Raw genomic sequence first — 21,490 nt, 5'->3', positions numbered from 1 at the left:
CTTCCGCTATAATTGCCGCTAGTCTCGCTTTCTGGAAGATATGGTATGGATTATCAACTCAATCTCGACTGGCCGGAGTTTTTAGCGCACTACTGGCAAAAGCAGCCGATCATCATCAAACACGGTTTTAATAATTTTATCGATCCTATCTCACCAGACGAACTAGCCGGTCTGGCGTTGGAAAATGAAGTTGATAGCCGATTGATTAGCCATCAGGACGGGCGCTGGCAGGTCAGCCACGGTCCGTTTGAAAGTTTCGATCACCTGGGCGAGAACAACTGGTCGCTGCTGGTACAGGCGGTCGACCACTGGCACGAGCCCTCTACCGCGTTAATGCGCCCTTTCCGCCGCCTGCCTGACTGGCGTATTGACGATCTGATGATCTCATTCTCGGTTCCCGGCGGCGGCGTTGGCCCGCATCTGGATCAGTACGACGTATTTATTATTCAGGGAACGGGCCGCCGGCGCTGGCGCGTCGGCGCAAAAATACCGATGAAACAGCATTGTCCCCATCCGGATCTGCTTCAGGTCGATCCCTTCGACGCCATCATTGATGAAGAGATGGAGCCGGGCGATATTCTGTATATCCCGCCGGGTTTTCCGCATGACGGCTACTCGCTGGAAAATTCGCTCAACTACTCGGTAGGTTTCCGCGCGCCGAATGCTCGTGAACTGGTCAGCGGTTTCGCCGACTATGTGTTATCGCGCGAACTCGGCAGCCATCGCTACAGCGATCCGGATATTCCCTCCCGCGAGCATCCGGCGACGGTGCTGCCGCAGGAGTTGGACCGCTTGCAGAAAATGATGCTGGAGCTGGTTCAACAGCCGGAGCATTTCCAGAACTGGTTCGGCGAATTCATTTCGCAGTCCCGTCATGAACTCGATCTCGCTCCGCCGGAACCGCCCTACCAGGCCGAGGAAATATATGACTTCCTGCAACAGGGAGAAATATTGCGGCGCTTGGGCGGGTTGCGCGTGCTGGGCGTCGGCGGCGACTGTTTCGTCAACGGCGAAAAAATCGACAGCCCGCATAAACAGGCGCTTCTGACGCTGGCGGAACATTACGAGATTGGCGTCGCCATGCTGGCCGAGGCGCTGGAAGATCCCGCATTCCTGGCGCAGTTAACCGCGTTGATTAACAGCGGCTATTGGTATTTTGCCGACTAAGGCGTCAACGGTCAGCGTTCAGACTTCTGATACAGTCAGATATTAGGGGAAACAAGGGGGAGAGGTTGCCGCAGAGACGTCTCTCCCCGCTCTCGCATTGGGTCTCTCTAATCTCATCGCGATGGAATCGCCATCAAACTCAGGCGGGGATCCCCGCCTTCTTTATTAATTACCGGACTACTGAGCCTTGGCCCGTAACGCGGTTAACTCGGCAATACGCATAATCACCGACACGGACTGCTCCATGCCTTCCAGCGTCACGAACTCATGCTTGCCGTGATAGTTGTAGCCGCCGGTAAACAAATTAGGACAGGGCAATCCCTGGAACGACAGATGCGCGCCGTCAGTTCCGCCGCGGATCGGCTTCAGCACCGGTTCGATATCGCAATCCCGCATGGCCTGCTGGGCCAGCGCAATAATATGCGGATGCTGCTCCACCTGCTCACGCATGTTGTAGTAGGTATCGGTTATCGTCACTTCGATATAGCAATCGGGGTGCAGACCTTTGCCCACCTTCTCCGCAATATCCAACATCTTTTTCTTGCGTTTCTCAAACCCGTCACGGTCGAAGTCACGGACGATATAGTGCAGTTCCGCGCGTTCAACCACGCCCTTCATGCTGTGCAGATGATAAAAGCCCTGATAGCCATCGGTATTCTCGGGAGATTCGTCGGCGGGCACTTCATGGTGATAACGCGACGCCAGGGTAAGCGCGTTAACCATTACCCCTTTGGCGCTGCCGGGATGCACATTATTGCCGACGATTTTCACCGTCACCGAGGCGGCATTAAAGTTTTCATACTCAAGCTCGCCCACGCCGCCGCCGTCAACGGTATACGCCCATTGCGCATCGAATGCGGCCACATCGAAGAAGTGAGCGCCCTTGCCGATTTCCTCATCAGGCGTAAACGCAATCCTGATATCCCCGTGCGGAACCTGACGTTTTTTTAACCGCGCCATCGCCGTGATAATTTCAGCGATCCCGGCTTTATCATCCGCCCCCAGCAGCGTTTTGCCATCGGTGGTGATCAGCGTATGCCCCAACAGTTGATGCAACACGGGAAACATCACCGGTGAAAGCACTTCATCGCCGATGCCCAGCGCGATATCGCCGCCGCGATAATTTTCCAGAATCTGAGGATTAACGTTCTTCCCGCTGTAGTCAGGGGAGGTATCCAGATGAGAAATAAAACCGATGGTTGGTACTGACCAGGCGACATTAGAAGGCAGCGTCGCCATGACGCATCCATGTTTACCTAACGTCACTTGCTCAAACCCCAGCTCAAGCAACTCCTGTTGTAATGCCCGTGCAAGTTTCAATTGACCGTCGGTACTTGGCACCTGACGGACACCAGCTTTTGATTGAGTATCAAAAGAAACGTAATTTAAAAATCGATCGAGTAATTTATCCATCACTTATGTGCCTCTTGAGCCCTAAATTTCATTATGGGGATGGCATCCACGGCAAATATTGCGTCAGGTCAGTTTTTACTGTGTTAACTCGCAGAAGCGAAATAGCGATCCTGGCCCCCCGCTCCAGCCAAACGCCGGATTATCGTCATAGTAATGCGCTAAATACCCGCATTCTTCAGCCACAAGTTACATAATAGACGCAATAACATAACAATCGCTCAGCATAATGAGCGGGTTCGCGGCTGCGCGCGACAAACTATTTGTGATTGTTCCGGCTCAAGTGTAGCGTCATCAGTTGGCGTTCAGCATGGATTCCCGTAGAATGCCGACCCTTAACTGAGTTCGTAGGCTGAAAGGTGATAACCCTTGGCATATACCACGCTCCCGCTCCTGTGGATACGCCAGACATGGAAATAGAGCAAGAACCCTAAATGAAAGATAATCATCCTGCTACTCCGGTCGTTGAACTGCTCGACGTCCATAAAAGCTTTGATGGCAAAGACATCATTTCTCACTTTAATCTCACTATTAATAACGGTGAGTTTCTCACTATTCTCGGACCTTCCGGCTGCGGCAAGACGACCGTACTGCGCCTGATCGCCGGTCTGGAAAACGTGGACAGCGGCAAGGTCATATTAGAAGAACAGGATATTACCCACCAGCCTGCCGAGCACCGGCATGTTAATACCGTATTCCAAAGCTATGCGTTATTTCCCCACCTGAGCGTTTTTGACAATGTGGCATTCGGGCTGCGGATGCAAAAAAAACCTGAAACGGAAGTCGCCTCCCGCGTGCTGGAGGTGCTGAAAATGGTGCAAATGGAAGATTTCGCCCCGCGCCATCCGCACCATCTCTCCGGCGGACAGCAACAGCGCGTGGCCATCGCCAGAGCGGTGGTGAATAAACCCAAGGTTCTGTTGCTGGATGAATCCCTCTCCGCCCTGGATTACAAGCTGCGTAAGCAGATGCAAAACGAACTGAAAGCCTTGCAGCGAACGTTGGGCATCACCTTTATTTTTGTTACCCACGATCAGGAAGAGGCGCTCACGATGTCCGATCGTATCGTGGTAATGCGCGACGGACGGATCGAGCAAGACGGCACGCCGCGTGAGATTTATGAAGAGCCGCGCAACCTGTTTGTGGCCAGCTTTATCGGCGAGATCAATATCTTCGATGCGGCCGTTATCGCCCAGATCGATGAGCAGCGCGTGCGCGCCCGAATTGAAGGCCGCGAATGCGTCATCACGGTTGGTTTCCCGGTGAGCGTCGGGCAACATCTCAAGGTGCTGTTGCGCCCGGAAGATCTGCGCGTAAAAGAGATCAACGACGGCGCGCAGACCGCCGCTATCGTCGGTTACGTGCGCGAACGCAACTACAAGGGGATGACGCTGGAATCCAGCATAGAACTGGAAAGCGGCAAAATGGTCATGGTCAGCGAGTTCTTTAATGAAGACGATCCCGATGTAGACCACTCGCTGAATCAAAAAGTGGCGGTAACCTGGGTTGAAAGCTGGGAGGTCGTGCTGCTCGATGAATAAGCCGCGTAAACGCTTTCAAAACACCATAATCACCATCATCGTGGCCTGGCTGGTTTTGTTCGTATTCATACCCAACCTGATGATTATCGGCGCCAGTTTTTTAACCCGCGACGATACGAACTTCATCAGCCTGGTATTTACGCTGGATAACTATACGCGGCTGGCCGACCCGATGTACGCCTCCGTATTGCTGCACTCGCTGAATATGGCGGTGATTGCGACATTGTGTTGCCTGATCCTCGGTTATCCCTTCGCGTTTATTCTGGCGCAGTTGCCGCAAAGGATCCGGCCGCTGCTGATGTTTTTGCTGATTGTTCCCTTCTGGACAAACTCGCTGATCCGTATTTACGGACTGAAATTGTTCCTCAGCACCCGCGGCTACCTGAACGAGTTTCTGTTGTGGAGCGGGATTATCGAGACGCCGCTGCGCATCATGTATACGTCGGAAGCGGTGATTCTCGGCCTGATCTATATCCTGCTGCCGTTTATGGTTCTGCCGCTCTATTCCAGCATTGAAAAGCTGGATAAGTCCTACCTTGAAGCCGCTCGCGATCTGGGAGCGAATAAGTGGCAGCGATTTATACAGATTGTCATTCCGTTGACCATGCCCGGCATTATCGCCGGTTGCCTGCTGGTTTTGCTGCCGGCGATGGGGCTGTTTTTTGTCGCCGACCTGATGGGCGGCGCCAAGAACCTGCTTATCGGCAACGTGATTAAAAGCCAGTTCCTGAATATTCGCGACTGGCCGTTTGGCGCCGCCACCAGCATTTGCCTGACATTGATTATGGGACTGCTGCTGTTTGTTTACTATCGCACCGCCCGTGTGCTGAATAAACAAGGGGAACTGGAATGATAGGACGGCTGTTGCGCGGTGGATTCATGTCCATCATCTACGCCTATTTGTATATTCCCATCATCATTCTGATTGTGAACTCGTTCAATCAGGCCCGTTTCGGCATCAACTGGCAGGGTTTTACCCTTAACTGGTATAAGCTGCTGGTGAATAACGACAGCCTGGTGCAAGCGGCGCGGCACTCGCTTACCATGGCGGTATTCTCCGCCACGTTCGCCACGCTGATCGGTTCTCTGGCCGCCGTGGCGCTTTACCGCTACCGTTTCCGCGGTAAACCCTTTGTCAGCGGGATGCTGTTTGTGGTGATGATGTCGCCGGATATCGTTATGGCCATCTCCCTGCTGGTGCTGTTTATGCTGCTGGGAATATCGCTGGGATTCTGGTCGCTGCTGTTTTCCCACATTACCTTTTGTCTGCCCTTCGTCGTGGTCACCGTTTATTCACGTCTGAAAGGGTTTGACGTGCGTATGCTGGAGGCCGCCCGCGATCTCGGAGCCAGCGAGGTCATTATTCTGCGTAAAATCATTCTGCCGCTGGCGATGCCGGCGGTGGCTGCCGGCTGGCTGTTGAGTTTTACGCTGTCGATGGACGACGTGGTGGTGTCATCTTTCGTTACCGGGCCATCCTATGAAATCCTGCCGTTAAAAATTTACTCGATGGTTAAGGTCGGGGTTTCGCCGGAAGTGAACGCGCTGGCGACGATTTTGTTGATGCTTTCATTGCTCCTGGTGCTCGGCAGTCAGCTTATCCTGCGCGATCGCACCGGAAAATAATTATACCTTTGGGACCCTTAAGGAGAGGAATACGATGAAGAAATGGTCACATCTGCTGGCGGCCTGCGCCATGGCTTTCAGCATGAACGTCGCCCATGCCGACGATGGGAAAACGCTCTATTTCTATAACTGGACCGAGTATGTCCCGCCCGGACTGCTTGAGCAGTTCACCAAAGAGACCGGGATCAAGGTCATTTACTCAACCTATGAATCCAACGAGAGTATGTATGCCAAGCTGAAAACCTATCAGGACAGCGCTTACGACCTTGTGGTGCCTTCAACCTATTTCATTTCCAAAATGAGTAAAGAAGGTATGCTGCAAAAGATCGATACCAGCAAACTCAGCAACTTCCATAATCTCGATCCAAACTTACTGCATAAATCGTTCGACCCGAATAATGATTACTCCGTTCCCTACATCTGGGGCGCGACGGCCATCGGCGTCAACCGCGATGTGATCGATCCGGCCAGCGTCACAAGCTGGGCCGACCTGTGGGACACGAAATACAAAAACAGCCTGCTGTTGACGGACGACGCCCGCGAAGTCTTCCAGATCGCCCTGCGCAAGCTGGGATACTCCGCCAACACCACCGATCCGCAGCAGATCGAAGCGGCCTACAAAGAATTGCAGAAATTAATGCCCAACGTATTGGCGTTCAACTCAGACAACCCCGGCAACCCGTTTATGGAAGGCGAAGTCAACCTGGGCATGGTGTGGAATGGCTCGGCATACGTGGCCCGTCAGGCCGGAACGCCGCTGGACATCATCTGGCCGAAAGAAGGCGGAATTTTCTGGATGGATAGCCTGGCTATCCCGGCCAACGCCAAAAACGTTGATGGCGCCCTCAAAATGATCAATTTCTTATTACGCCCGGAGATCGCGGCGCAGGTGGCGGAAACTATCGGTTATCCGACGCCCAATCTGGCGGCGAAAAAACTGTTGCCGGCGGAAGTATCAGGCGATAAAACGCTGTATCCGGATGAGGCGGTGATTAATCAGGGAGAATGGCAGAACGACGTCGGCAGCGCCAGCACGCTATATGAAACTTATTTCCAGCAGTTGAAAGCCGGACATTAATCATCATGACAAAGTGACCGGCAGGCTCCTCTGCCGGTCATACTTCAGTAGGCTATCGGCCGGCCCACTCGTAATACTGGCTCAGACTTTTATCACACGAACAGCAACTCCCGCATTTGCCGCCGGTCTCAGCCTGATGCAGGCGTATCTTCCCTTTCTGCACCCAAATATCCAACATGCCTTCGATAACGCCAGGGTCGGCGTGAAACGCACTGCTGACCTCCTGCAATGACACTTTCTTTTGCCGGCGCACATAATCGCGCAATTCAATTAAGCTCATACATCCTCCGAACAGGCGAGTCTCCTCACCTGCGGAATTAACAAATTAGAGACTTTCGTTCAGATGGTTCGCCGCAACCGGTAACTTTGCGTCGCCTTTACGGCGCAGAAGCAGAATCGTTATCAGCAATACCGCCAACACGCCGGCAATCGCCAACGTTGAATACAGCGGATGCTGGGCGAAACGTCCGATCTGATAGACCACCACGGCCGAGCCGTAACCCAGTTCAATGGTCCAAGCCACGCAGAATAGCGTCCACGCCGTGCCGACCTCGCGCCAGATGGCGGAAACCGCGGCGACGCAGGGAACATACAGCAACACCATCAGCAGATAAGCAAAAGCGCCCAGCTTGCCGTCAAACAGTTGGCCGATTACCGTTAGCGACGAAACCGAAAACTCATTTTCCTCCGCCACCGATTCGGCATTGCTCAAATCGCCGACCTCGATACCCAACGGATCCAGAAACGCGCCGCCCAACTTGCTGAAGTTTTCAGGAATGGTCGCCAACGCGTCGGCGATGCCGGCTTGCAGACTGAACGGTTCTTCAGGCTCGTCCCCGCCTTCATTTTGGTTATCCGCCATAGTGCCGTAGAGTGAATCCAACGTCCCTACCACCGCTTCTTTGGCGAAAATACCGGTAAACACGCCGACGGCCGCCGGCCAGTTCTCCGGTTTTATCCCCATCGGCGCGAACACCGGCACAATTTTTTGTCCGATAGCCGACAGAACGGATTTATCGCTGTCCTGGTTGCCGAACGTGCCGTCAGTTCCCATTGAGTTAAAAAAGCCCAGCACCGTAACCACAATGACAATCAGCTTACCGGCTCTGAAAATAAAGTTTTTCAGCCGATCCCAGGTACGGATCAACACGCTGCGTAATCCAGGCAGGTGGTAAGGCGGGATCTCCATAACAAAAGTGGAAGCCTCACCCTGTAGCGCGGTGTTTTTCAGCATAAAGCCGGTGGCGACAGCGGCGATAATCCCAATCAGATACAGACCGAATACCAGATTCTGGCCGCCGCTGGTAAACAACGCGGTGGCGAATAACACATACACCGGCAAGCGCGCGCCACAGGACATAAAGGGCGCCATCAGCACCGTGACGATACGATCGCTGTGTCTTTCCATGGTTCGCGTCGCCATCACCGCCGGGACGTTACAGCCGAATCCCACAATCAGCGGCACAAACGCCTTTCCGGGCAAGCCGATACTGCGCATAAAGCGGTCCATGACGAAAGCCGCCCGCGCCATGTAGCCGGAATCCTCCAGATAAGACAGGAACAGATATAGACAGGCGATCACGGGAATAAAGGTCGATACCGTCTGGATACCGCCGCCGATGCCATCGGCAATCAGCGTTTTTAACCATGCCGGCGTATTGACGGCCTCCAGCAGCTCGCCCAGGCCATCAACAAAAATAGCGCCGAAGAATTTATCAAAGAAATCGATAAAGGCGCTACCGATGTTGATGGTGAAAATAAACATCAAATACATCACCAATAGGAATATGGGTATTCCCAAAAAGCGGTGCAGCACAATGCGATCTATTTTATCCGTCAACGTCACCGACATCTCGCCGCGGCGGGTAATCACCGATGCGGCCATCGCTGATACGAACTGATAGCGGGCATCCGCCAGAAAAATATCCAGCTCATCTTCATATTGCCCGATCAACTCCGCCACTTTGGCATCGGCCATTGCCAGCAGTTCCGCCGGAATGGCCGCCCGGACCGTGGTATCGCCCTCCAGTAATTGCAGAGCCAGCCAATAGGGATTATTGATGCCTCCATGTTGGGAAAAGCGCCGGGCTATCTCTTCTGCCGCCCGGCGCAGCGGCTCATCATAAGGAATGACGACATTGGGCGCGGCAGGATGAGACATCGCTTCCGCGCAAACCTGGCGTAAATTATCGATGCCTTTTTTCTGGCTGGCGATAATAGGGATGACCGGACATCCCAATTGCCGCTGTAATGCCGCAATATCAATATCCAATTTACGTGATGCGGCAATATCCATCATATTAACGGCCACCACCATCTGAACATTCATATCCAATAGTTGCGCGGTTAAATAAAGATTTCTCTCCAGATTGGAAGCATCGACAATATTCAAAACCAAATCCGCTTCGCCGGATAAAATATAATCTCTGGCGACGCGTTCATCTTCGGAACTTTCGGATGATGGGTTGAGTGAATAAACACCGGGAAGGTCAACCAGCGTCGTTCGCTGGTTTTGGCAACGGTAGTATCCAATTTTTTTCTCTACCGTCACGCCCGGCCAGTTGCCTACGGTCTGCTTACCGCCGGTAAGCATGTTGAACAAAGTTGTTTTACCGCAATTAGGGTTGCCGACAACGCAAATAACGGGTTGCGCATCCATAAAATTTTCCTATCTAATTTTATTAGTTCAACATTTTTCGAGAATAAGTATTTGCGCTTCGCTTTTGCGAACGCTGATTGCCGCGCCGCGCAAACGCAATTCGATCGGATCGCCCAATGGCGCAATGCGTGACACGGAAAACTCCACGCCCGGCGTGACGCCAAGCGCCAGTAACCTTTTACGATAATCCGCCGAACCTTTTTGGAAACCAATGACGCGCCACCGGGTCGCAACCGTTAATTCGTCCAAAGACATCATCACGCCCTCTTTGTTATTGTGATTGCTGCGGGGAAACCCACACTTGCTTTCCCATATCCCAGTTAATGGCGATGCGGCCATCGCCTGCGGCAAGCATCAACGGCTGATTTTCTTCCCGTTGAATAACCCGCACATTACCGCCTACGCGAATGCCTAGTTCAGTCAAGCGCTGCTGGCTTTCCCCGTTTAGACGAACTCGTGCGACAACCGCATTCACATTAAGGGGAATATCCAGTAATGTTTGAAGAAGTAACGCCATGTATGATTTCCTTTATTTCTACAACACTTCATTTAAATCAATATATTCGATGTGAATAATAGAGAGGATATGATTGAAAAATGAACATAAGTAATAACTATTATCAATCATATTCCTACCTCTCGCCGTACCTTTGACTCATATCAAGCAAAGTGAAATTAGCCGGCATACAGCAGCCGCGATTATGTATAACGGGGCTGTCAACTAACTAACCGCCATAAAAAAACCCCGGACAGCGCCGGGGTTTTGTTCATTATGCTTAAATCGCCAGATTATTCTTTTTCTTCCTGAGCCAGGTCGTTGGCGATTTTTACCGTTTCTTCCAGATAAGGATCCGGCGCCTGATAATCCTTTGGCAGATCCTCCAGCGACTTCAACGGCTTTTTGCCTTCTCTGGCCAGACGATCGTTTATCCGGTTCAAGCGCAGCGCTTCGTCGTCGTCATTCTCTTTCACCCGCTGGGCAAGATTGAGAGAGACCGTATTACGCTTATCTTTCGTTGCGTTATAACGCGCGATATCCTCTGCGATATATTGAAATTCGGGATCCTGGGCAATACGTTTCTGATGAATTTCATTCAGCTCGCCGATAAACGGTTTCAGGTCGCCGCTCTTCGTGTAATCAGCGGCTTTAATGCTGTCCCACGGCAGAGCGTTATCCTCGAACTTCTCGCCGGTATCGACGGTTTCGGTGCCGGTAGGCATCATCACGTCGGGCGTCACGCCTTTCATCTGCGTACTGCCGCCATTAATGCGATAGAACTTCTGAATGGTGTATTGTACCGACCCCAGCGCCGGCCAGTCGGGGCGCAACATCTGATCGTAAATGCGATTCAGGGAACGGTACTGTTGCACGGTGCCTTTACCAAAGGTCGGCTCGCCGACGATCAACGCCCGCCCATAATCCTGCATCGCGGCGGCAAAAATTTCAGACGCCGAAGCGCTGAAACGGTCCACCAGCACCACCAGCGGCCCTTTGTAATAAACAATGCCGTCCGTATCGCTGTCTTCGCGGATCTTGCCGTTATTATCGCGGATCTGCACCACCGGCCCGCTGGGAATGAACAGACCGGACAGCCCCACCGCTTCGGTCAGCGCCCCGCCGCCATTGCTGCGCAGGTCGATCACGATGCTGTTGACATGCTGTTTTTCCAGTTTCTGGATCTGAACTTTGACATCATCCGTCAGGCCCACGTAGAACCCCGGAATATCCAGCACGCCCACTTTCTCTTTGCCGACGTTTTTGACCGACATCTTGACCGCGCGATCTTCCAGACGAATGCGCTCACGAGTCAGCGTAACGATACGGGTTTTGGTGCCTTTACCGGCGGGCAGAATTTCCAACCGGACCTTGCTGCCTTTCGGTCCTTTAATCAGCGCGACCACATCATCAAGACGCCAGCCGATAACATCAACTATCGGCTTATCGCCCTGACCGACGCCCACGACGCGATCGCCCACCGTAATGTTTTTGCTTTTCGCCGCCGGGCCGCCGGGAACCATGGAGTTAATGACGGTGTAGTCTTCATCCATCTGCAACACCGCGCCAATCCCTTCAAGCGACAGGCTCATTTCGGTATTGAACTGTTCGGTATTTCGCGGCGATAAATAGCTGGTATGAGGATCGATTTCCCGCGCAAAGGCGTTCATGATCAGTTGGAAGACATCTTCGCTGTTGCTTTGCGCCAGACGGCGAATGGCGAACTGATAGCGCTTGGTCAGCGTCTCTTTGATGTCTTTGTCTTCTTTACCGGTCAACTTCAGACTTAGCCAGTCGTATTTAACCTTCGCGTCCCATAAGCGGTTTAGTTCGCCTACATTCTGCGGCCAGGGAGCCTTGCTTCGATCCAGGTCGATGGTATCGTTGCCGGTAAGGTCCACCGGTTTTTCCAATAGCGACAGCGCGTACTGATAACGCTCAAAACGCCGTTTCTGCGCCAGGTTATACAACGCATAGGGAATATCCAGCTTGCCGGATTTCAGTTCATCATCCAACTGCGTTTTCTTGTCGGAGAACTGCGCAATATCTGAAGCCAACAGCACGTTATGGCTATAGTCCAGCATATTGAGATAGCGGGAGAAAATCTTCTCGGAGAAAGCGTCGTCCAGTACGAACTGGCGGTAGTGGGAACGAAGAAAACGTGAAGTTACCCGGTCACTTACCGTGGCGTGTTGAGACTCCTGGTGCAACAGTGGTATTTGATCAACACGCGTGATGTTCTCATTCGCGAAACTTGCACCCGCCAGCAGTAAGCCTGCAATGGCGGTCATTCTGGCTAATTTGTTCATGCCCAGGTTGGCCTCCGTATCAGAACTGCAGATGTTCTGCGCGTACAATCATAGCCAACCCTGAAGCCAACTGGACCCTGACTTCGCCTTTGGCAATTTCAAGCACAGTGGCATCCATGGCGTCTTTGCCGGCTCTGACTTTGATTTCCTGACCGATTTGCAGTTTGGAAACATCCGTAACCGCAACTCGCTTCTGAGACTCGCCGCGACCGTCGGATTTTGTCTGGCGGGGCTGAGCTTTGGCGGGTTGCTGAGAAGAGGACGGCGAGTGACGGAATGAAGACTGGCGTGGTTTACGCGCAGTGGCATCAGAGGCATCGCGACGCGGCGCATTTTTACCGTTGCCCTGGCGCGCGCGCGCGGGTGCGGCCGTTTCTCCGGCTTCGCGTTTTTTCGCTTGCTGCTCCGCACGCTGGGCCTGAACCCTGGCCTTCGCTTCTTCCAGTTGTTTACGTGCATGGTCAACATGCTGCTGTTCCAGCTCGCCGCATGGATTTCCATCCAAATCCACACGCTGAACGCCCAGCTTAACACCGTACAGATAACGCCAGCTTGAGGTATAGAGCCTCAATGCAGAACGCAGTTGCGTTTTGCTGATGTTATCCATCTCGGATACGCGCTCAACAAGATCTTGAAAAATACCGATCTTTAACGGGCGTGTTTCACCTTCAGTGGTGAAACATAACGGGAAACGCTTTGCCAATAGGGCAATGACTTCTTTACTACTGTTCAACTTAGGTTGATTTTCCATGAAATTTCCTGATTACAACGGGTTTGCCAACCGGCGCAGGCATGAACAGGCGTCATTATAATGACGCCATCGGCAATTGCTACGTTATCCTTGTCTCAACATGAGAAATTGATAGAAGTCAGCACATCGCTCTCTTCAAGTTGTGCGCAAAGTACCGCCGCCACAGCCTTAAGCCCCTCTTCATCATCTGCGTCAAACCGTTGATAAACAGTGCTATCAATATCTAAAACGCCAATCAACCGACCGCTGACCGTCAGCGGCAGTACAATTTCGGCGTTACTCTCGGCATCGCAGGCAATATGGCCGGGAAACGCATGCACATCACCTATGCGTTGAATCTGATTTTCAGCAATCGCCCGGCCGCATACCCCTTTGCCTACCGGAATACGTACGCAAGCGACCCGCCCCTGGAACGGCCCCAGAAATAGCGAGTCTTGCTCCAGCAGATAAAAACCGGCCCAGTTAACTCCATCCAGACGTTCAAACAATAACGCACTGCTGTTTGATAAAATCGTGATGAAACGCCTTTCTCCCGCAATCAGCGATGACAAATCGCGGACCAAATCCTGATAAAACTCTTGTTTGCTCATATTCTCGGATCGAATTAATCACACATGTCCAATAGATTTCAAGGCGCATTCAAACCGAATCACGCCAATCTCTGCGAACTTACTCGAATCAGCGTTCGGGTAAGCGACGATTCTTCCTGAAGCCGGCTTACGCGTCGCCGGCGGCGGCAAAAGGCAAAATCCAACACCGCTGCAACTTAAAAGATGAAGGGTATAACAAGAAATTACAAGACAAAACCGCCGGCAGCGATTTTAAACGCCGCCTGCAACGGCCCTCCGGGAATGGCAGGAACCCATCATAAAAAATGCCTGCTACAGCATGCCATAAGATTCATTCATCCGCGCTAAGAATCAGCCGGATTTCAAATAACGGGGTGTAACATATCGTATCGCGTTCCAATTCGAAGCCTGCCGGCCGCTTTCCGATAAGCCCGGCGTTTATGCTACACTTCGCCCTTTATATTATATTGCTGTAACGGAATCCCGCCGTGGCCAAACAGACACCAGCCCATTTACCCCCAGCGTTTCTCTCCGCGATTCAGGACATCATGCCGCAACATCTGTCGATGGATGACTTCATTTCCGCCTGTCAGCGGCCTTTGCGGCGAAGTATTCGCGTCAATACGTTAAAAATCAGCACCGAGGCATTTTTAAATCTGGTAGCGCCTTATCAATGGCGGCTAGAACCGATTCCCTGGTGCAGTGAAGGTTTCTGGCTGTTGAACGCGGATGACGAAATCGTGCGTTTGGGCAATACGCTGGAGCACCTGAGCGGACTGTTTTACATTCAGGAAGCCAGTTCCATGCTGCCGGTCAGCGCTCTTTTTCAGCATCAAACGTCTCCTCAGCGCGTATTGGACGTGGCGGCGGCCCCCGGCTCCAAAACCACGCAAATAGCCGCCAGAATGGATAACCGGGGCGGGATCGTTGCCAATGAATACTCCGCCAGCCGGGTTAAGGTTCTGCATGCCAATATCAGCCGCTGCGGCGTCGGCAATACGGCGCTGACCCATTTTGACGGGCGGGTTTTCGGCGCGGCGCTGCCCGAATATTTCGACGCGATTTTACTTGACGCCCCCTGCTCCGGCGAAGGCGTGGTGCGTAAAGATCCCGGCGCGATGAGCCACTGGTCGCCGGAAAGCATCGCCAGCATCGCCGCCACCCAGCGCGAACTGATCCTCAGCGCGTTTCACGCCCTAAAACCGGGGGGCGTGATGATCTACTCGACCTGTACGCTAAACACGCAGGAGAATCAGCAGGTGTGCCATTGGCTGCGGCAGACCTTCCCCGATGCCTGCGAGTTCGAGCCGTTAACCGGCCTGTTCCCCGGCGCCGCCCTGTCCGCGACGCAAGAGGGATTTTTACACGTATTCCCGCAAATTTATGATAGCGAAGGTTTTTTCGTGGCGCGTCTGCGTAAAACGGCCAGCGTGCCGCCGCTTCCGGCGCCTGATTATAAAGTCGGGAAATTCCCGTTCGCCCCGCTAACCGCCAAAGATCGCGCGCTGGTCACTCAGGCGGCGCGGCGCCAGGGGCTGGAATGGGACGAAAACCGGCTACAACTGTGGCAACGGGATAACGAAATCTGGCTGTTCCCCGCCGAATTGGCGTCCGCTTTTGGCAAAATCAGATTCTCGCGTATCGGCATCAAACTGGCGGAACGTTTTCCCAAGGGCTATCGCTGGCAGCATGAGGCCATCATCGCGCTGGCAAACGTGAATGCCGGCCACGCCTATGCGCTTGACGACCAACAGGCCTGTGAATGGTTTCAGGGAAAAGACAGCTATCCGCAACAAGTTCCCGCTTTCGATGAGCTATTGCTGACCTATCATAACTGCCCGGTGGGGTTGGCCAAACGCATCGGCAGCCGGATAAAAAATAATTTGCCGCGCGATCTGGTACGTGACGGCGCCTGCTCCGCCGCGCAAGATAATAGTTGAATCCCGCTATTGGTTTATCAGGTGGTTTTATCGCCATCTGATAAGCCCGCGCCCCTATCTATTTCTGATTTTCATCTACAATTAGCGCATATGCTCTGAATAATTCGCGTTGCTGGAAGGTTGCGCCCCCGCAGGGACCAAGCCCAAGGATGGCCGATTAACCAAGCCAACGCGCATGCAACCGAAGTATGACGAGTATAAGGGCATAGAAATACGGCTGTACGATTGACGTAAGAACTGAGGACATCATGTTCGCACTGGTGATATTTGTTTGCTATCTCGGTAATGGTTGCGATGAACTGGTGATCGGCGCATATAACACAGAGCATCAGTGTCTCAAGGCCATGGCTGAACAACGTTTACGCCGCGCCGGGTGTTATCCTATTGAAGAGTTTATCGACGGTTTCTGGCTGCCGGCGCGGGAATACGCCGACTTTTAATTCGCGCCGGCCTTATGACCGCTCATCCTGACGCTATTACCGGCACACGCCGAAACCGCGCATTCCCAAATGAAAATGATTGGCATGGGCCGCGTTGTACTCCGGCCCCAGTGAATTGCCGAAGAAATCACAGCTTTGTTCAAACGTCGCGCGCAGATATTCACCGGCGTCATCCGCGGCATTCCACTGATTCAATACGCTGATGCGACGCCCGTCCGACAGCCGGAAAGCGGAAATATCCCAGGCATCGGCCGTGGCGTGCTCGCTCAGCCGGCCTTCCGGCCGGTGGTACACGTTACGGCAGGCGTAGCTTCCGAGATGATCGATACGCGACAGCATCGCGCCCAGACGCTGCGCCTGCGGTATCGCCGATTGCGTAACAAACATCGTGCCGCTCACCGCCAGCGGACAACTGGCCAAAAAACTTGAACTGAGCGTGACGGCGCCGAACCGCTGTATGCGAATGGGGGAAGATAACGGGCACTGTCCATCAACGCTGCCGGGCAACGAGAAGGTAATGCGCCCCTCCTCCTGCGCCTGCCGCAATATAGCCAGACAGGCGGCGGGATCGTTCGCCAACTGCCTGAGTTTGAAGCGCGTCACCAGCGTGGGCGGATCGTCAACCGACAACGGCGTAAAAGGATTGTAGCCCGGAGGCAGATGGCGTTGGATCCATGGAGCCAACGCGACCAATCCGCCCAACATCACTAATACGACCAACCATCCCCGCATCTACTCCGCTACCCCGGCTATCGCGCTGCCCTTATGCAATAGTAGGCCATATCAACCAGATGTCACGCTTGCCAGGCCGCCTCCGGGCAAGCGCCTACGCGGCGAAGTTTTCAGGCGTCATGCCGAGCGAGATCCCCGCGTCGACAATCTTTTGCCACTCCTGATCGGAGATCTCGATCCCTGCGGCCTGCCGTTGCGCCCTGGTGCGAATCTCCGGCTCGCCGGCGATCAGAATCGGCTGTTCCGGATCCGGAGCGCGTGAAGAGCGGACATAATCCAGCATCGCATCGTACTCTTTCTGCAGCCACGTGAGCGACACCATATTGGCGGGATCGATCACTATGGTGGTCATGTTGTTCACTATCGCCCCATGACGCGGATTTTCCGGTTGGATGGTGCCGCCGCCGGACAATAACCCGGCCAGCATTTCAGCCGCGAGCACCAGCCCGCCGCCTTTGTGCCGGGCAATAGGCTTCAGGGCGCCATGCTTTTCCCCTTCCCACATGACGCGCGGATCGTTGGTGGAAACGCCGTTACAGTCAAGCATCACGTCTTCATCAAACTTTTTGCCCGCCAGATAGGCGACACGGGTTTTCCCCAACGCCACAATACTGGTGGCGAAATCAAGCACAAAGGCGGCATTGTTTTCACTTTTGGGGAAAGCGATGCAAATCGGATTGGTGCCAAAGCGCGCTTCGCTGCCGCACCAGGGGGCGACAATCGGATCGAGATCGTTGACATTAACGAAATGGATCGATACCAGCCCCGCGGCGGCGGCCATTTCGCCATAAGTGCCGATGCGGCCCAAATGGCACGTCGACGATAACGTCATCAGGCACACGCCGGTTGTCTTTACCCGCTCGATCGCCGCCTGCATGGCTTCTTTGCCGGTTCGTTGGCCAAAACCCCGATCGCCGGAGAACTGCAATACCGCGCCGCCGTCGCGGATCATTCGGGCTGGCGTATTTGGCTGCATGATGCCGTCCGCAATAAAACTCACGTAGTGCGGCAACATGCCGACGCCGTGACTATCGTGCCCCTTGAGGTTCGCTCCGACCAAGTGTTCCGCCACGCAGGCCGCTTCCGCCTCTTCGCACCCCACTTTCAGCAGCAGTGACCGGGCAATATCAATTAAGCGATTTTCTGAAATCTGCATCTGTCTTCCCTTCACCTTATACGAATGAATACGTTATCTGTCTGTCCTTATCCTACTGCTGAACTTATCGGCGTTAAAACCTTTTCCCCCGCATGGGAACCCCATCATGCCTTTCCTTACTCATTTTATAGCGGACAGGCGGACGCGGCGATCCCGCCCGCCCATCCGTCATACGTCGCCAAGACACTTACTTTTCACTCTATTATGAGGTTAACAATGGCAGAAATTACGCTGACTCTGACACACTCCTCGCCGGGGTTGTCGCCGGTCGACTCCAGCAGTTCACCGCAGCAGCAACGCTCTTCACAACAAGATGCGCAGATGCTGGAGGCGCTGGGCGTTCTGCTGAACGCGCTGATGCCCAATAATGGCGCGGGCAACGCTGCATCTCAGTCGAACAATAATCCGCTGAACCGCTCCGCCGATGCGCTGGGTAATGGCGGCTCAGGCCAGCAGGATGTGGGCGAATTATTAATGAAGCTGCTTGAGAAGTTGATTTCCTCCAACGGAGCGCAGAACGGACAAAGCGCGCAAAATCCGCTGGCGCAGTCCGGCGATGCCGGTAATGCGGCGTCCGGCGCATCCCCTCTATCCGGCGCCGGCGGCGCGCAGAACCCGGAAAATCTCTCGCGCTCATTATTGCAGGACACCACGGACAGCTCGCTGAATAATGCCATTAACCCGACGGAGGACGGCGGCGGGCAAATCAGCGACAATAAACTGTTAAAACTGCTGCTGGAAATTATCGCCAACCTGATGGATGCGCAAAATGGCGAATTCGGTCAACCACAGGATGCGGGTTCGGGATCGTCATCCGGCTCATCCGCTCCGGCATCCGGCGGCGGCTCCGCTCCCACAACCAGCGGCAGCCCGACCAATGCTTTCGCCGCGCCTTCTTCATCCTCCGGCGCCGCGCCTGAAGGAAGCAAAGGCGTAACCTCCGCCGCACCGGGAACCGCCGGCGGCGCTAGTGACATCGGCAAGACGGGAGCGGTCGAATTTCCTACCGCCAGTGACGATGCGACCGTCGTCGACCAAACAATAAAAGTCGGTCCGGGCGAAGTCTTTGACGGCGGCGGCAAAACCTTCGTCGCCAGCAGTAAGTTAGGCGACGGCAGCCAGAAAGAGGGGCAAAAACCCATGTTTGAACTGGCTGAAGGCGCTACGCTGAAAAATGTGGTCTTTGGCGACAACGCGGCCGATGGCATACATGTCCGCGGCGATGCCAAGATTGATAACGTTCACTGGACCAACGTAGGGGAAGATGCGCTGACCGTGAAGTCCAACAGCGGCAAACCGGCTAACGTTGAAATCACCAACAGCAGCGCTCAGGGAGCATCCGACAAGATATTCCAGCTCAATGCCGACGCCAACCTGACCGTTGATAACTTCAAAGCAAAAGATTTCGGCACCTTTGTCCGCACCAACGGCGGACAGCAGGGCAACTGGAATCTGAACCTTAACAACATAGACGCGGAAAACGGCAAGTTCGCGTTTGTGAAAAGCGACAGTGAAAACTTGAACGTAACGGGCAGCAACATCAACCTGACCAACGTCAAGAATCACTACAAAGTTCCTGAATCCGCTAACATACAGGTAAACTAAGATGCCCATGCCGTTAAATAACATCAACAATCCGCCCACGCGCTGGGTTGATGTGGTAAGACAAGGCGGTTATCTGACGCCGGCGCAGCGTAAAGCCTTCGAACGGGCGATACGTCTGGTGACGGACAATCTGCATCAGGTGTTGTCGCAGACGGCGCCGCAGCGCAGCGGCCAGTTCGATTTTGACGCCTTTGTGGATTCGCTGGAGCAGGACTTTCTGCGATGCGCCGGCGCGCAGAGCACAAAAGTGCGCAGCGATGCGGCGCAAACCGCATTCTGGGCCGTTCGCCTGATGGCCGACCACCTCATCATGGCGCAAGCCCCGCGGAAACTCGCTTCGTAATGACTCGGCATAAGCCAGCGTAAGCTGGCTTATGCAACCGCCGGCTCCTCCCGTTGACCACTCGCTTCACCCCGCTGATAGCCCGGCCGCCGCATATAAAAATCAGGACGAGCGCCCTACTCGGACCGATGACAAAAGGCTTCGCGATACCGAACCTAAATACGTCATTCCCGCCTTCCGGCTATCAACGCGCAGCCTAAAAGTCGATATGCTCCGTCTTTTATATATAAATGCGGCGCGCTGACGGGTTTGGCCGTTACCCGGCGTAAAATAATAGGATGCTAAGCGATGGCCGGCTTAGGATGAGCTGCATAGCCGCGGCGAAAGCGCGGCGTGCGGCGGCATGGCATAGAACCGGCGGCATTCTGGCGTGCTGCGTCTGCATAAAATGCGACCAGAAAACGGGGCTGCGCGGGAATGGCCATGCCGGAAAGGGCGTGTCGGTAACTACAGCAGGGCTGACGCCCTGCTTTATTATGTTGCGTGGAGTATGCGCCGCCCATCAGGCAGCCTGTTTTTCCAACCCCATATTGATAATTCTGTCGCCGATCATCGCCGCGTCGATGCCTAAAGAAGAACCGCCATTGCCGCGTTCATGCAGGTTGGCATTACCGACATCACCGGCGACGGCGCTCTTAATCATGCCGACCGCTTCCAGGAACTTGTCCATGCTGGCTTTCGTCATGCCGTCGTCATCAGGATTGCTGAGCGCCTGAGCCCAGGATTTATCATCCTGCGTGGGCGATGTCTGATTGTCTTTCTGATATTCAGGCTTGCCGAATTTCTCAGGATACTGATCCATAAATTGGCCAATCTCTTTAGCCAAGGCGCGGTCTTCCTGGTCGACGAAATAACGGGTTGGGCTATCGTTATGGGTACTGACATTGTTCAGTTCCTGTAAGCCCGCCTGTTGACCGACGCTCAGTCCCAGCGTATTGCCCAGTTGGTTGAACGCGCTTTCGCCGCTTAATCCCTGTAGGCCGTTACTGCCTAACTGCAAAGGCTGCTGCTCATTGCTTGTCTGGCTAAAGCCGTTATTCAGGATCGAGGACAAGGCGTCCTGAACGCCCTGCTGATAGGCGGAGACTTCCGAATTCGTCGGCTGTTTCTGGCCAAACAGGCCGTTCTGACCGTTTTGTGCCGTATCGCCGTTCAGCAACTGGGAGAGCACGTTTAACAACAGAGCGGCCAACTGCGTGCCGGAATCCATCGCAGTCAGACCGGAGCCTAACAGACTGCCGTTGTTAGACAAGCCGCCAAACCCGTTTTGTCCGAATAACCCGCCGCTATTCTGGCCGTATAATCCGCGGCTCTGCGCGCCGCCGCCCAGTCCCTGCGTTCCAAACAGCAGGGAGGTCAGCGCGTTCGCCAGCTTCTCGGCAACGTCGCCCTGCTGGCCGCCGGCCGAAGAAAAAGGTTGCGATGAGTTGGAAGACTGAAACGGCTTATCCAGCCCACTTGATTTGATGGTAATCTGCAATGAAGAAGTAGAAGCAGAATTGCTGATAACATCTTTAAGCATAACGATTCCTCATAAATTGAATGATTTAATCCCCGTCATCTTTCAAGTTGCAGCGGTATTGGTTTCCCTAAATTACCTAGCCCATCCTGAACCTAGCCCTTTCGGGGCCGCACCTTAAAATTACTGGGTGTATCAAAGCACCACTA

20 protein-coding genes are annotated in these 21,490 nt (G+C 53.9%); 9 read left to right on the top strand and 11 right to left on the bottom strand.

Annotated features, from left to right (window positions below; translation table 11 throughout):
- The first annotated feature begins 45 nt into the window (after nucleotides 1–45).
- Nucleotides 46–1,167 carry a ribosomal protein uL16 3-hydroxylase gene (locus tag HC231_RS10010; protein WP_208230840.1) on the top strand — a complete coding sequence of 374 codons (1,122 nt, stop codon included), beginning with the start codon at nucleotides 46–48 and terminating at the stop codon, nucleotides 1,165–1,167.
- A 177-nt stretch (nucleotides 1,168–1,344) separates the two neighbouring features.
- Here the strand turns inward: HC231_RS10010 and pepT are convergent, their stop codons facing one another.
- Complete coding sequence (pepT, locus tag HC231_RS10005; RefSeq protein WP_208230839.1) at nucleotides 1,345–2,580, bottom strand: peptidase T; 1,236 nt, start codon at nucleotides 2,578–2,580, stop codon at nucleotides 1,345–1,347.
- A 431-nt stretch (nucleotides 2,581–3,011) separates the two neighbouring features.
- On the opposite strand from pepT, the gene potA reads away from it, so the two are divergent.
- From potA to potD, 4 genes are read left to right on the top strand one after another with little or no spacing between them, the layout of a single operon-like run.
- Nucleotides 3,012–4,118 (top strand): spermidine/putrescine ABC transporter ATP-binding protein PotA, encoded by a 1,107-nt coding sequence (gene potA, locus HC231_RS10000; protein WP_208230838.1) that lies wholly within the window; start codon nucleotides 3,012–3,014, stop codon nucleotides 4,116–4,118.
- A complete protein-coding gene (potB, locus tag HC231_RS09995; RefSeq protein ID WP_208230837.1) occupies nucleotides 4,111–4,971 on the top strand; it encodes a spermidine/putrescine ABC transporter permease PotB in 861 nt (286 codons plus the stop codon). The genes potA and potB overlap by 8 nt, the downstream gene beginning before the upstream one ends.
- A complete protein-coding gene (gene potC / locus HC231_RS09990) occupies nucleotides 4,968–5,744 on the top strand; it encodes a spermidine/putrescine ABC transporter permease PotC (protein ID WP_208230836.1) in 777 nt (258 codons plus the stop codon). Before potB ends, potC begins: the two co-directional genes overlap by 4 nt.
- A gap of 34 nt (nucleotides 5,745–5,778) precedes the next feature.
- Nucleotides 5,779–6,822, top strand: coding sequence for a spermidine/putrescine ABC transporter substrate-binding protein PotD (potD, locus tag HC231_RS09985; protein ID WP_208230835.1), 1,044 nt, complete (start codon nucleotides 5,779–5,781; stop codon nucleotides 6,820–6,822).
- 52 nt (nucleotides 6,823–6,874) lie between these two features.
- On the opposite strand, the gene HC231_RS09980 is transcribed toward potD, so the two are convergent.
- From HC231_RS09980 to HC231_RS09950, 7 genes are all read right to left on the bottom strand, one after another.
- Nucleotides 6,875–7,102, bottom strand: coding sequence for a FeoC-like transcriptional regulator (locus tag HC231_RS09980; protein ID WP_208230834.1), 228 nt, complete (start codon nucleotides 7,100–7,102; stop codon nucleotides 6,875–6,877).
- Nucleotides 7,103–7,147: 45 nt separating this feature from the next.
- The gene (gene feoB, locus HC231_RS09975; protein WP_208230833.1) at nucleotides 7,148–9,481 is read right to left on the bottom strand and encodes a Fe(2+) transporter permease subunit FeoB; all 2,334 of its coding nucleotides are present in this window, start codon (nucleotides 9,479–9,481) and stop codon (nucleotides 7,148–7,150) included.
- Nucleotides 9,482–9,508: 27 nt separating this feature from the next.
- Complete coding sequence (locus HC231_RS09970; RefSeq protein ID WP_246494765.1) at nucleotides 9,509–9,739, bottom strand: FeoA family protein; 231 nt, start codon at nucleotides 9,737–9,739, stop codon at nucleotides 9,509–9,511.
- A 13-nt stretch (nucleotides 9,740–9,752) separates the two neighbouring features.
- A complete protein-coding gene (locus HC231_RS09965) occupies nucleotides 9,753–9,998 on the bottom strand; it encodes a FeoA family protein (protein WP_208230832.1) in 246 nt (81 codons plus the stop codon).
- A gap of 272 nt (nucleotides 9,999–10,270) precedes the next feature.
- Nucleotides 10,271–12,286 carry a carboxy terminal-processing peptidase gene (gene prc, locus HC231_RS09960; protein WP_208230831.1) on the bottom strand — a complete coding sequence of 672 codons (2,016 nt, stop codon included), beginning with the start codon at nucleotides 12,284–12,286 and terminating at the stop codon, nucleotides 10,271–10,273.
- Between the two features lie 19 nt (nucleotides 12,287–12,305).
- Nucleotides 12,306–13,037: an RNA chaperone ProQ gene (gene proQ, locus HC231_RS09955; RefSeq protein WP_208230830.1), complete on the bottom strand. Its 732-nt coding sequence runs from the start codon at nucleotides 13,035–13,037 to the stop codon at nucleotides 12,306–12,308.
- Nucleotides 13,038–13,132: 95 nt separating this feature from the next.
- Nucleotides 13,133–13,627 (bottom strand): GAF domain-containing protein, encoded by a 495-nt coding sequence (locus HC231_RS09950; protein ID WP_208230829.1) that lies wholly within the window; start codon nucleotides 13,625–13,627, stop codon nucleotides 13,133–13,135.
- Nucleotides 13,628–14,094: 467 nt separating this feature from the next.
- Between HC231_RS09950 and rsmF the strand changes: the two genes are divergently transcribed.
- Together rsmF and HC231_RS09940 are read left to right on the top strand one after the other, a co-directional pair.
- On the top strand, nucleotides 14,095–15,546 hold the full coding sequence (gene rsmF, locus HC231_RS09945) for a 16S rRNA (cytosine(1407)-C(5))-methyltransferase RsmF (protein WP_208230828.1): 1,452 nt from the start codon (nucleotides 14,095–14,097) through the stop codon (nucleotides 15,544–15,546).
- A gap of 248 nt (nucleotides 15,547–15,794) precedes the next feature.
- Nucleotides 15,795–15,986, top strand: coding sequence for a YdfD/YebW family protein (locus HC231_RS09940; RefSeq protein WP_048639061.1), 192 nt, complete (start codon nucleotides 15,795–15,797; stop codon nucleotides 15,984–15,986).
- 36 nt (nucleotides 15,987–16,022) lie between these two features.
- Here the strand turns inward: HC231_RS09940 and HC231_RS09935 are convergent, their stop codons facing one another.
- On the bottom strand, nucleotides 16,023–16,718 hold the full coding sequence (locus HC231_RS09935; protein ID WP_208230827.1) for an extensin-like domain-containing protein: 696 nt from the start codon (nucleotides 16,716–16,718) through the stop codon (nucleotides 16,023–16,025).
- A 94-nt stretch (nucleotides 16,719–16,812) separates the two neighbouring features.
- Entirely contained in the window at nucleotides 16,813–17,874 is a 1,062-nt protein-coding gene (locus tag HC231_RS09930; protein WP_208230826.1) for a malate/lactate/ureidoglycolate dehydrogenase, read from the bottom strand.
- 216 nt (nucleotides 17,875–18,090) lie between these two features.
- Between HC231_RS09930 and HC231_RS09925 the strand changes: the two genes are divergently transcribed.
- A complete protein-coding gene (locus HC231_RS09925; RefSeq protein WP_208230825.1) occupies nucleotides 18,091–19,479 on the top strand; it encodes a pectate lyase in 1,389 nt (462 codons plus the stop codon).
- A gap of 1 nt (nucleotide 19,480) precedes the next feature.
- Complete coding sequence (locus tag HC231_RS09920) at nucleotides 19,481–19,822, top strand: DNA-binding protein (protein WP_281397400.1); 342 nt, start codon at nucleotides 19,481–19,483, stop codon at nucleotides 19,820–19,822.
- A gap of 502 nt (nucleotides 19,823–20,324) precedes the next feature.
- Here HC231_RS09920 and HC231_RS09915 read toward each other — a convergent pair.
- On the bottom strand, nucleotides 20,325–21,344 hold the full coding sequence (locus HC231_RS09915; protein ID WP_208230824.1) for a type III secretion protein HrpN: 1,020 nt from the start codon (nucleotides 21,342–21,344) through the stop codon (nucleotides 20,325–20,327).
- Nucleotides 21,345–21,490 lie beyond the last annotated feature (146 nt).

This window comes from Brenneria izadpanahii (genome assembly GCF_017569925.1).
GTDB lineage: Bacteria > Pseudomonadota > Gammaproteobacteria > Enterobacterales > Enterobacteriaceae > Brenneria > Brenneria izadpanahii.
This window is presented reverse-complemented; position numbering and strand designations above follow the sequence as displayed.